Origin of the sequence: Sediminibacillus sp. JSM 1682029 (genome assembly GCF_041366435.1) — a bacterium.
GTDB lineage: Bacteria > Bacillota > Bacilli > Bacillales > Amphibacillaceae > Sediminibacillus > Sediminibacillus terrae.
The window spans coordinates 35232-47884 of the sequence record NZ_JBEWYY010000011.1; the positions used below are offsets into that span (position 1 = coordinate 35232).

The following is a 12653-nucleotide window of genomic DNA, read 5'->3' on the forward strand; positions in this document are numbered from 1 at the left end:
TGGGGTCCTTTATGTTTGTGTGAAGAATTAGAAGAGGTCCATAATGAGCTCCTTATCTTGCTCATCTATAAAATCTACATTTTTTTGAGCACTTTCTCCTTCTATATGAAATCCATCTTCCTTAATTCTTTTTGCTACATATTCATATATTTGCTCTAAATCTGAAATATCTTGATTTTCCATGTCTTTTCGAATTAATTCCCGAATATAGGCACTTAATCCAACTGACTTTCTTTTGTTCTCAATGTAATGGATTAATTCAGAGTCTTTAGAGAGGATGCTGATGGTATATCTAGCATTAGGCATATTTAACCTCGAGAATTTTGAGGAAAGAGAGGCAATTGCTGTAGAGGGGATTGTCGCTAATGAGTGCATGGGGAAATAGCTGCTTAATGTATCTTCTTAGAGTGTTGGATCCACCTCCCACAAAATGGATGTCTGACATATTGAAAGTATATCCACGACTCTTTGCAAATTGAACGATCTGCTGAAGGTGATCATACTTTATTTCTTCAATAAACACCTTACTATCTTCAAAAATTTCTCCGTTACTTGCAAAGTATCCAGATCGCAATACGTATTCAAGGTCATCAGAAGAAACAGAAAGGCCATAACGTTCATTAATAGATTTTCCGATTTTGCCGAGAAGGATTTTGACACCACCTAAATCTGATGAAATCATTGTGTTAACCATAGGTTGCACGCCTTTAAACTGGCAATATGTGCAGTTTAAGCCACCTACATCTATCACTGTTGTATATCCTTTTCTGTATTTTTCAGGTTTGGCGTACACTTCACCCATACCTTCAAATGCGATGGTAATATCCGATAAGTCTAATGAGAATGCTTTTCCATTTACGATTAAGTGGATTGTTCGATTCTCATTTTCAATCATAGATTTGAAATTCTCTTTTTGAATCTTATCTTTGTAGGCGGAAATTGGTACATTGACAGCTAAGCGAATATCAACATTACTTGGAGCATTTGCCTTTTGGAGGAGACGGGTAATAGCTGTGTAAATGGCTACTTTATGGATGAGTGAGTTTTTGGTTAAGTTGAAATCAGAGTAACTCTCTGACACCATTTCTCCCAGAAGAAATTCATCTCCGTTGTACTCGACTAGATAGGAGTTGGGTTGAATTTCTACTCCGAATCTTTTAACTTGTTGCATTCTCGTTGGAAAAGTTGTTGTGTAAGTTCTACCTTTCCATTTTGCTAAAGCCTTGGTATTTCCTTTGCCGCAATCTACGGCAATTAAAATTTGTTCTTTCATGTGAAACCACTTCCTTTTGTTTATTAGATTTAACAATTTATACTATGCACCTTAATCATAAATATAAGAAAAACTCATATTAGTATAGTTCTAGTATGTGTGATAATTTCATAATTTTCATAAATAATACTAGAACATGGTTGAACCTAAGAAACTATTTATTAAAGAAGCGAGGCAGTACAATAGAAGTATAAAGAAGAAAAAATCAATACTTTATAAAGAAATGGAGTGAAAGAAAATTGAATAAAAAAGTAGAAGAAATACAAAACTGGTACCGAAATGAAAGAGAAGTATTTAACTATAGCATCATGGACATTGGTGAAAAACTAAAGAACCTAGCGGAGAAAGGATTAATTTGGGTTCTCAAAGATCTAAAAGATACCACCGAATCTGAGAGAATTGTAATTAATTATTATTTGGACAAGTATAGAGCTGTTCAAATTTACGATAATCTCCAGCACCTCTTCCCAATCCCCCCTTCAAATAGTCAGTGTGCAATTACTCCATCAAAATCCTCCAAAAAAGACACCCCTCTACAAAACAAGCAGCATACACTAAAAGTAAGAGATTCAAAACAATTTTTTGGATATAAGAAGGCAAAGAAATTAGAAGAGCAAATCATCGAACTATGTAAGAACTTTCCTTCATACGAGGTTGACCATATTGTTGGTCAAATTATGAGGAGTGCAGAGTCGATTAAAAAAAGAATACAAATAGGAGAACAAATCTATATTCGAGAAAAGTTTAACCAATACAGTATTGCCATAGGATCTGCAAAAGAAACTTCTGCATGGCTCCAGGTCTCATTGGGTCAAAAGTATATCACTCAAAACCAATTCGAGGAATTAGATACCATGGTTGATCATGTGATAGGTATTCTTACAAGAAACTTATCCAATATTAAAGAAAAAGAGGGAAAGGGACTAGATCTGCCAAGCCCATACACACCAAATGTGAAAAATTTTGGAGCATATGATAATGCTTTGCTGTTGGTGGAAAAGATATATGAAGTTACAAGAAAAAGAGAGTTTTGGAAGGAAAAGAACCTTGTAAGTGATATGAGAAAGCAAGCAACTTCATGTGTTGCTAATATTGCCGAAGCACATCAATTATATAGAAAAAAGAAATTTCGTTTCTTTAATGATTCTTTGAAGGCATTAGGAGGGCTTGAAAGTTCGTTGGAGACATCGGTGAGTAAAGGTATTATTTCAAAAGAGTCTTTAAAAGGAATTAGTGAGTTAAGGATTTCTATACGGAATGTGCTTTCTGCGAACATGGGCAACATTAGTAACGAGAAAGCAGGTTAATCTTTTGAAATAGGTAGTGACTATCCTTGCGAAGGAAAATTGCTCGTTTAACTATTTTGTTAAACGAGCAATGTCATTGTAATTATTCCCAATAGAGGCTTAAAAAGTTATGTATATAGTTTTGTGTTGCTTATTTAACAGTGAAATTAAGGGAGTCCGCATTCTTTTGTTTATGAAAATCTTCTTCTGTCAGCTTAACTTAGAGTTTTGTCTAAAACCGGTGGCTATTTCCAATTATATCTCTTTTTATAGGAAGTTTAGTTATAATGTATAGATAAGATAAGGATACCTTCTTCCAGCATATCTTGAGATATAAATTTCGGGTATAAATGATAGAAACTTAGTTGCTTAAATGAAGACTGATAAAATAGGAAAAAAAGGTGGATAAAATTATGAATGAAATTTTTACTTGGATTGGAGATAATATTTGGATCGTTTCAATTTTCACTTTAGTCCTTGGTGCCTACCTTAATACATTCCTCACAAAAAACAAAGAAATCTTAATGAAAATTGCGGATAAAAAGAGCCAATATTATGCAGACTTTGTAAATTCTTTACTTAATTTTAATAAGTCACACTATCAGAGATTAATAGCTAACGATAAGGATGAGATTAATCGAAACTACTTTTATATGAAAAATTTAGTTATATTATATGGTTCAAGTGAAGTTATAGAGAAACTCTCAATCTGCGAGAAAATAGGTATAAATTTTGATGTAGATGAAGGAAGGGAGATTTATCTTGATTTAATTGAAGCAATGAAGAAAGACGTTGAAAATCCAAAGATAATAAACTTTTGGTGGAAAAAGAAATTTGGGACTAAAGATAAAAGGGATAATATAGGTGATATTCTTTTTGGTTATAAGAAAAAGAATGATGAATAGTCTTTATCCTTTTTTTAAAGGAGTAGTAAAAAACTGTAACTCTTAAATTACCGAACGTAGATATAGTTTGTTTTAATGTAAGATTGATAGATGGGTAATCGAGGAAGGGACGTTAGAAATCATAAATCAGAAAATACCACTGAGGCTAATAGTCTGAAAAGGGGATAAAAAATCATGACTAAAAAAATATACTTTTCCTCATATATTGATACTGAAAAAATAATAACGGAACCAGCAATTATTTTTAACAGTAGCTATAGATATTCATTAGAGATTCCTTTTAAGAATAGGAAGGAAGGGCCAACTGCGGTAGTAATCATGAAGAATCCGAGTAAAGCCGGTTTAATTGACGATGATTCACAAGAGATTCTATCTGACGATACCATTTATAAGGTTTGCGATTATCTATATAAAAGTAAACTAAAATTCAAAAAAGTAATAGTTTTAAACTTGTTTCCCATTTATGGATCAACCTTTAAAAATATTGTATTTAATAATCCAAACCAGTTAACAGGAGAAAGTCTTAATAGTGCATATAATAATAAGGTCTATGAAAGTACAATTAATTCATTAGAAAGTAAAGATGATAGAATCATTCTCGCTTGGGGTGGTTATCCAGATTTGAAGATTAAAAAGAAAGCATTACCAGCCGAAGTGAAACAAAGTGTCATATTATTATATAAACATAGAATCAAAGATGTCTTAGAAATAATAGGAAATAATCAAACATATAAGGTCGGATATGAGTTAACTGATGGAAAGTTCCCTAAACACGGAAAGATGTGGTATGACTTCCAACCTTTAATTCCATTTTTTCATCCCAAAATATAATTAATATTTCGATGTGAAAGGAGCTGAGAAAGGTAAGGAGTTTTACTTTACAAAACCCCGTTGTGTAAACAAGGAAATCCTATTAAATTAGCATTTTTATTTTTAGATTTTGCCTCTAGGCTGTTGAATCTTACTCAAATAGAGATATATACTGAATGTGTAATATTCATGCAGGAGGTGATCAAAAGTGAAGGTCGTTCATCCGATTCGGGATTTAAAACAACTTGAAGCTGTGAAAGGATACCTTCGAGGGAAAAATAAAAGAGACTTTTTGCTTTTCATGGTTGGTGTTTCATCGGCCCTCAGAATCTCCGACATCTTGATGTTGAAAGTGAATCAAGTATGGGATGGTAGGAAGCCAACAGAGTTTATTGAAGTGAATGAAAAGAAGACTGGTAAATATAAGCGATTTCCGATTACCTCAAATTTAGCGAAAAGTATTAAAGAGTTTATGAAAGAATTTCCCGAAAAGGATCAAAGCGATTTTCTGTTTACCAGTAGAAAAGGAACGAATCAACCTATCACAAGGCAGTATGCTGCTTCGATGTTAAATGAAGCATGTGATATGGTAGGGATAAAGGAGAGATTTGGAACGCACGGTATGCGAAAAACTTGGGGTTTCTTTGCTTTTAAGAAAGGAGTATCCCTTGATTACATATGTATAGCCCTTAACCATAGATCCGTTGCAGAAACTAAAAGGTATCTTGGTATACTACAAGAAGATCTTGACGAATTGTACTTACAGGTTAACTTATAAAAATATAGAAAAGAATTAAAGGCATTTGTTGCTGACTTTGTTATACGGAGAAAAAAAACAATCCGTTTTGCCAAAAGTCAACGTAACAGATGCCTTTTAATGTTTTTCAGGAGGATAAATAAATGTTGGATATGATTGAGGTTGTTATAAATCACATTGATGATCATTTTAATTCAGAAATTCACAGAAAAGATATAGAAGAATTAGCAGACTGTTCTTTTGAGGATTTTTCTGTTGAATTCGAAAAAGAAACCGGGATGCAGTTCCTACGGTATTTAGTTCGTAGGCAATTAACTTTAGTTAAAGAAGAAATAAGTCGTAAGAACGGTTCAATTGATAAAAAGTATTCCCCTTTCAATGGGTATGATGAATTTAGGACTATATTCGAATTTGAATTCAATATTAAGGTAGATGAAATATTGGATAATGAAAAAATAATTCTTCAAGACAGATATGGTTCTGAAGAATGGAGAAAGCATGATTTGGTTTTAAAAGAGTTACTAGATAAGGCGGGTAACTCAACTAATGCACTGAGGTATTTGCTTTCACTTCCTCCTTACTATTTAGAAGGTATTCCTAGCTATTTTTATTCAACATACAAGGTAGAAGTTATCGACTTACTCATCAGACGGACCTATGGTGAATTATTATCTACCTCAGAATATAACAATGTTGTATTTGAACTTGAAACATTTTATATGATGGGCATTGAGTATTCTATTAAAGATTTAATAGTTATTACTAATAAGTATGTTTTGGTAAACCGAGGTTTAATTAATAGATTACTTCTGGATTATGGGGCTGAATTTGAATATTCAGTATCAGAGTTGAGAACCTTATGGGGAATTTCTTACGATGAAAAACTTTTATTTAACGGAGAGGACTCCCAATTATCCCACAATGTTTTAAAGGCTATCCGTAAGATGGAGAGCGGATCTCAACGCTTTGAAAATATTGATGAACTTCGTAGTTGGATTAGTGTTGATTACAGCAAACCAAAAAATGGTCTCAAAATTCAACGGGATTTAACTTATCCATATTCATTAATTGAAGACGAATATGAAGTATTAGAAACGGGTGTGCTAAGAGAAGAGATAAATGACTTGTTAGTTCATGGGTTGCTGTATTTAAAACCGAAAGAATAGGAGAATATTAGATGATAAGAGAATGGAACGAAAGAACTATCAATAGGTTTCTGAAAGAAAAACGAGGACAAGGAACAGGAAAAGACTATAAGCCGTGGCTGCAAGTTCAAGACATAGCATCCAAAGGAAGATCTACACGCACACTGGGACATACGACGAAACGGGTGCATCATCTATTCAGTGATTTGCAGCTTTATTACTTCAATTTATTGGAATTCGATGAAAATGTCACTGAGATAAGGGAGCAGTATCCTTTATTAGATTTCCACGACATAAATATTCAAGTGGATGAGGAGCTTACAAAGAAACTATTTGATACAAAGACTCAAGTACCACATATCTTTACGGTTTCTTTTTTGGTAACAAGGAAGGGGGAAAATGGTGAGCACTATAAACAAGCAAGAATAATTAAGCAATCACAAGAGCTGGAGAAGAATGCTACCTTACAAAGATTGGAACTACAAAGAAGGTATTTTGAAAAGAAGGGAATTGATTTTGGGATTGTTACGGAAAAAGAGATCAATAAACAATTGGCCCGAAATATTGGATGGGCCTTGAACTCCTATGACATTCAAGATTATCCATCACTTACTTTAAATTTGCCGCATTTAAAAAAAGATATGGTTCATTATTTGTCGGATAAATCAGCCACCTTTCAAGGCATTTTCACCCGATTGGAAAGAGAATATAGCTTGGATGAAGGATTGGCTCTGATTTTATTTAAACATTTGATTGCCCATAAAAAAATAAGCATGGATTTAAGAAAGAAAATATATTTGACTAAAGAAATAGATAATTATCATGTTGAATTTAGTAGTGAGAATGGTGGTGTGAGGTATGCAGCTGGTAATTAATGATTTATTACAAAGCACTGAGAATCCAGAATTTATTCAAAGGGTAGTCTGGGTCGATAAGGAGAATCAACTTTATTTCCTTGTTAATGTTAATGAACCGTCATTCCCTTACAGTGAGGAAATACACAATATAGAAGCATCCTTAAACACAGGGGAGATTGCGAAGGTTGCAACTGATCCGTGGGCTATCAGTGTCAACGATGAGGATTTATCTAAGATAGAAATTGAAAAAAGAGAAACAGTATGGAAAGTAATAAACCAAATCTATCTAATTCCGGATATCTTTATCCCAAAACGGAGGTCAGATTTAATTAAAGCGGCTAGTAAAAGTTATTCTTTAAGTACAAAGACGGTTCGTCAATATTTAAAACGATATTGGGCAAGAGGAATGGTAAAGAATGCACTCTTACCTGATTTTAATAATTGCGGAAAACAACGGGAGAAGGAACGTCAATACACCAAAAAGGCAGGAAGACCATTTGTCTATTCCTCAACTATTCAGAGAGCAGCAATCAATGATGAGTGGAAGAAAATAATTAGAATAAGCCTAGAAAAATACTACTTTATTCGTTCAAAACCTTCATTAAAATATGCTTATCAACAAATGGTAAAGGAGCATTTTTCCAAGGAGGATGAGAGAACTGGCTATAAAGTGTTGGACATAGATAGACCAATTATTTCATATGACCAATTTTATTATTGGTATAGAAAGTGGTTTAAACCGGAAGAGGCCATTCATAAAAGAGAGGGAAGAAGAGAATTTTTACAAAACTATCGTGCTATAACTGGTTCAGCTACAGAAGACTCTATGGGGATAGGTACATATGCCATTGATGCAACTATTGGTGATATTTATTTAGTTTCAAGTTTTGATCGGAATAAAGTGATTGGCCGTCCAGTAGTTTATCTAACTGTAGATATATTTTCCAGGTGTGTTGTCTCTGTTTATGCAGGAATTCAAAATATGTCAAAAGAGTCTTTGAGGATGGCTCTTGCAAATGCCTTTGAAGATAAAAAGGAATTTTGCAAGCGGACACTCGATATGGATATTAATGAAAATGATTGGCCCATTCATTATCTTCCACATACTATTATGGCGGATCGTGGCAGTGAGTTGATTTCCAATGAATTAACACAAATCACGGAGGATTTAAACATCAAATTCCAAAACTTGGGTCCATACAGACCGGAGCTAAAGGCCGTATGCGAAAAATACTTTGATATTCTTCAGGATCACATCTCTCCATTCCTGCCAGGGGTGGTCCAAAAAGATTTTATGAAGCGTGGAGGAAAGGATTACAGGAAGAAAGCAGTGTTAAACCTAAACGAGTACGTCCAAATTTTAGTCAGAACGGTTCTATATTATAACAATCATAATTATTTATCGGACTACCCTTTAACGCAAAGTATGATAGCAGAAAAAGTCCCACCAATACCGATTGAAATATTTAAGTGGGGTTTGCGTAAAGGAACTGGCTTACTGAGGACTATGCCTTTAGATGCAATCAGAAGTAATGTTTTACCTAAAGCCAGTGCAAAAATCACCCCGAAAGGAATCAACTTTGGAGGTCTTTATTATACTTGTACAAAGGCATTGAAAGAACGGTGGTTTTCTAAGGCTCGAATACAGGGGAGTTGGAGCATGGGGGTGCATTATGACCCTCAAGATTTATCCAATATTTATATCCGCATAGATAGACTGAACTATGAAGTTTGTTCATTAATCGAGCAATACGAGATGTATCGTGGTGCGAAGATGGAAGAAGTTGTGAGTTTAAAAAGTGAAAGAAAGCAACAAAAGGCAGAATATGAGGAAAGCAGCTTAAATGGAGCAATTCAATTAGCTCAGGACATAGAGGAGATTGTTAAAAAAGCGAAAAAAGAGGCTAACAATCAAATTTCAAATGGTGAGGTTCCTAAAGATATAAAGAATATTAGAGAAAATCGTGAAAAAGAGAAAGAAATATTGAAAAGGGAAAAGCAAACTGTGGTGAATCAAAATAACACTGAAAAGCAATCGAACAAAGTTAATCATGATACTGAGCCGGTAAAAGTGTTGGATATTTTCCGTAAGAAACAAAAGGAAGTGCTTTATGATGGAGATAATTGAATTACATAATGGAACCCAAGCACAAGTTGCAGAATATAGGGAGCAAGAGATATTGGAATATCAAGGCAATCCTCTTATAGAGGCTTTGCCTCCAATCTATTCTCAGGAGGAAGTCATTGACCGCCTAAGCATGTATCCTCCATATAATAAGGAAGAAAGATATTTGAATGATCATCAGAGAGTACATCTAATTTCTAGGTTGCTGCATTATTTTCAAGCTATCCCAATCCATCTAAGAATTGAATCATCAATATCTAGGTTGATTAGAACTGGTTATACCTATCGCAATCCAGTAAGTTCTACTTATGCACAGACTTTTGTGGATAACTGGAATAATATACAAAATAAGTCTTTTGATAAGTCTATTATCCAGACAGGACAAACATTGAGTATTTTGGGGGTCTCTGGTGTAGGAAAAACACGTACATTACAGCGAATCTTGCAAACCATTCCACAGGTCATTTCTCATGTTTCGTATAAAGGGCAAGCCTTAAATCACTATCAAGTAACCTATTTAAAAATTGAAACCCCTTTTGATGGCTCGGTAAAAACCATTATTTACGATTTTATGTATCAAGTAGATCTACTTCTAGGCTCCAACTATTTTAATAGATACGTAAACAGTCATTTGTCAACAAGTCAGCTAATGCCTATCATGGCTCAGATTGCTAAAAGTGTAAACCTAGGTATGTTATTCCTGGACGAGTTACAACATATAAAGGGTATAAAAAGCTCTAGCTCAGCACAGATATTAAACTTTTTTACAGCGTTAATCAATACGATAAATATACCTCTTATAATGGTTGGAACCCCAAAGGCAATGGATGTCTTACAATCACAGTTTAGACAAGCAAGAAGAAGCACTAATATGGGGAACATCATGTGGGATCGCTTTGAAAAAGATGCTATTTGGGATTTATTTGTTCAGGGAATGTGGAAATATCAGTGGACAAAAGAGGAAGTACCCTTTACAGAAGAAATTTCTTCAACCCTATATAATGAGTCTCAGGGAATTGCTGACATCGCAATTAAGCTCACTATGATGGTACAGCTACGTGCCATTAGTAGTGGTGAGGAAAAGATTACCACTGCGTTAATTAAACAAGTGGCTCAAGAAGAATTAAAAATGGTTCAGCCTATGCTAAATACATTAAAGAGCAAGGACTATAGCAAGCTAGCAAAATATGACGACTTAATGCTACCAAATATTGAGGACTTTATTGAACAAGAACGAATTATTGTCGATCAAAAACAGGTAATTAACTCACTCCAAGAAGGAGCCAAACGGAAAAATGAGCAAGTGCAATTAATTGATGACGCTGTTTTCCGTTTAGGGATGCTAGGTTTTAAATATGATGTTGCTATTAAGGCAGTACAAAAAGTTGTTTCAGAGAACAATCAATTAAGGGATTTATCACAAGTCGTAAAAGATGCTTTTCTTCTATTAAATAATAATGAAAAAAGTATGGATAAAGTAATAAGTAACGACCTAAGAACCATTATAAAAAACGGGAAAGAACAACAAATAACTGCTTATCAAAAATTACTTAATGCTGGAGTAATTAAGCAGGATTACCCTGAGCGTGATGTTTCATGATTATACAATTTCCAACCCCGTATCCTGATGAACTTTTATATAGTATTATTGCTCGGTATCACATCCGATCAGGAAATGTCTTTTGGAAACACACATTGGAAGATTTATTCGGTAAGAGGACGATAAGTGCTTCGGTATTTTTGCCATCTGGAATGGGCTCTCTTGTTCAGCATTTACCTAAAAACACGACATTGAATGAACAGGCACTTGTAGAGAAACATACAATGTATCCATTCTATACAGTGTTCTTACCAACAGAAAAGGCCCAATCCATTTACGATTCTATGATAAGTAATGACGGAAAAAAGATTTATATGCAATCGGGTATTATGGCAAGTTCAATACCACAAAACAAGTATTTAAAGTATTGTTCTGCTTGTGCCAAAGAAGATATTGAAATGTATGGAGAATTATACTGGCATCGTCTACATCAGTTGCCAGGGCATCTCATTTGCTCAAAACACGGTTTATGGCTTGAGGACAGTCAAGTACCCGTGACACCTCCTAATAAGCATGCTTTCGTATTACCAACTCCGGATAATTGTGATTTGAAGAAACTGAGAAAAGTTAATGCAGATTTACTAGAATACTTCAAGAAAATCATTATTCAAGCAGAAAAGTTATTGAATAACCAGTTTGGGAATACTTCCTTTGAACATTTCACAAGGTATTATCATCACCACTTAATTAATAAAGGTTTTTCTACCTTTAACGGTAGAGTGTATCAGGGGAAAATACATGAAACATTTTGTACGTATTATCCTGAAGAGTTTTTGAAAAGCCTTAATGTGAAAGTCGTACAAGAGAATTCATGGTTAGCAAATATTACTCGAAAACACAGGAAATCATTTCATCCATATTATCATATATTGCTGCTGACTTTACTCGAATTGAATGTTGAATCAGTATTTAAGAATGATTCATTAGGAAACTATCCTTTTGGTAAACCCAAATGGCCTTGCTTAAATCTCGTTTGTCCTATGTATAAAAAGAATGTTATTGAGGAAGTTACTATTAGAAGTTGCGAAAAAACCAAGAAACCAATTGGAAGATTCACTTGTCCTGTTTGCGGTTTCGCCTATACAAGGAAGGGTGAGGAGCAAGAACTAGGTGAACGGTATAAGTATACCCGTATTATGGATTTTGGCTTCATTTGGGAAAAAGAGCTGCAATCACTACTTGGGGAAAATCTGAGTTATCGAGAGATTGCTCGTAGGTTGAATGTTGATGTTGGAACAGTGATTAATTATAGGAACGGTAAGAAAAATAAAACAATTTCGAAGGAAGAGTCTCATTCAAAGAAGGCAGTATTGGAACAAAAACGTCAAATTTGGATAAGGTTACAGCAGGAAAAACCAGATCTATCCAAAACAGAAATGAGAAATCAAGATTCCTCAACATATGCTTTTTTATATAGGAATGATAGAGAATGGTTAAACAATCATTCGCCAAAATTACGAAAGACTAATAGTGAAAATAGGAAAGTAGATTGGGAGAAAAGAGATCAAGAAGTATTAAAGAATGTTCACAGATCAATAAAGGATATACAAAACAAAACTGGTAGGCCAAAACGTATTACGATTAAAAGTATTGGTGATGTAATCGGAGAAAGAGCGTTATTGGAACAACATCTGGATAAGATGCCTAGTACCAAAATGTATATAGATACTGTTTGTGAATCAGAACAGGAATTTCGTTTACGGAGGATAAAACATGTCGTTGAGAGAATGAATGAAGTGGAGGAGGAGATAGTAACCTGGAAGGTACTTAAAAGAGCTGGGATTAAGAAAAAGTTCCATGATGAAGTAAAGAAGTATCTTAATAGTTTGTTAAATGTCAAAAAGGAGCAACCATAAATATTGGTGCTCCTTTATTAATTTGAGGGAATAATTTTA

At 34.1% G+C, this 12653-nt stretch carries 11 protein-coding genes; 9 read left to right on the forward strand and 2 right to left on the reverse strand.

What is annotated here, in order from left to right; genetic code table 11:
• Positions 1 to 27 precede the first annotated feature (27 nt).
• Both ABVF09_RS16295 and ABVF09_RS16300 read right to left on the reverse strand, forming a co-directional pair.
• Positions 28 to 306, reverse strand: a complete 279-nt coding sequence (locus ABVF09_RS16295; protein WP_371069652.1) for a hypothetical protein — start codon at positions 304 to 306, stop codon at positions 28 to 30.
• Positions 299 to 1273, reverse strand: coding sequence for a ParM/StbA family protein (locus ABVF09_RS16300; RefSeq protein ID WP_371069653.1), 975 nt, complete (start codon positions 1271 to 1273; stop codon positions 299 to 301). Before ABVF09_RS16300 ends, ABVF09_RS16295 begins: the two co-directional genes overlap by 8 nt.
• A gap of 239 nt (positions 1274 to 1512) precedes the next feature.
• Between ABVF09_RS16300 and ABVF09_RS16305 the strand changes: the two genes are divergently transcribed.
• The 9 genes from ABVF09_RS16305 (at position 1513) to ABVF09_RS16345 (ending at position 12614) form a co-directional block, all read left to right on the forward strand.
• Positions 1513 to 2580: a four helix bundle protein gene (locus ABVF09_RS16305; protein WP_371069654.1), complete on the forward strand. Its 1068-nt coding sequence runs from the start codon at positions 1513 to 1515 to the stop codon at positions 2578 to 2580.
• 392 nt (positions 2581 to 2972) lie between these two features.
• On the forward strand, positions 2973 to 3464 hold the full coding sequence (locus tag ABVF09_RS16310) for a hypothetical protein (protein WP_371069655.1): 492 nt from the start codon (positions 2973 to 2975) through the stop codon (positions 3462 to 3464).
• Between the two features lie 174 nt (positions 3465 to 3638).
• A complete protein-coding gene (locus ABVF09_RS16315; RefSeq protein ID WP_371069656.1) occupies positions 3639 to 4295 on the forward strand; it encodes a DUF1643 domain-containing protein in 657 nt (218 codons plus the stop codon).
• A gap of 187 nt (positions 4296 to 4482) precedes the next feature.
• Positions 4483 to 5052, forward strand: coding sequence for a tyrosine-type recombinase/integrase (locus ABVF09_RS16320; RefSeq protein WP_371069657.1), 570 nt, complete (start codon positions 4483 to 4485; stop codon positions 5050 to 5052).
• A gap of 122 nt (positions 5053 to 5174) precedes the next feature.
• Positions 5175 to 6197, forward strand: a complete 1023-nt coding sequence (locus ABVF09_RS16325) for a hypothetical protein (RefSeq protein WP_371069658.1) — start codon at positions 5175 to 5177, stop codon at positions 6195 to 6197.
• A gap of 11 nt (positions 6198 to 6208) precedes the next feature.
• Entirely contained in the window at positions 6209 to 7051 is an 843-nt protein-coding gene (locus tag ABVF09_RS16330; RefSeq protein ID WP_371069659.1) for a TnsA endonuclease C-terminal domain-containing protein, read from the forward strand.
• Entirely contained in the window at positions 7035 to 9161 is a 2127-nt protein-coding gene (locus tag ABVF09_RS16335) for a Mu transposase C-terminal domain-containing protein (RefSeq protein WP_371069660.1), read from the forward strand. The genes ABVF09_RS16330 and ABVF09_RS16335 overlap by 17 nt, the downstream gene beginning before the upstream one ends.
• A complete protein-coding gene (locus ABVF09_RS16340; RefSeq protein WP_371069661.1) occupies positions 9148 to 10758 on the forward strand; it encodes an AAA family ATPase in 1611 nt (536 codons plus the stop codon). The genes ABVF09_RS16335 and ABVF09_RS16340 overlap by 14 nt, the downstream gene beginning before the upstream one ends.
• Positions 10755 to 12614, forward strand: coding sequence for a TnsD family Tn7-like transposition protein (locus ABVF09_RS16345; protein ID WP_371069662.1), 1860 nt, complete (start codon positions 10755 to 10757; stop codon positions 12612 to 12614). Before ABVF09_RS16340 ends, ABVF09_RS16345 begins: the two co-directional genes overlap by 4 nt.
• Positions 12615 to 12653: the final 39 nt, after the last annotated feature.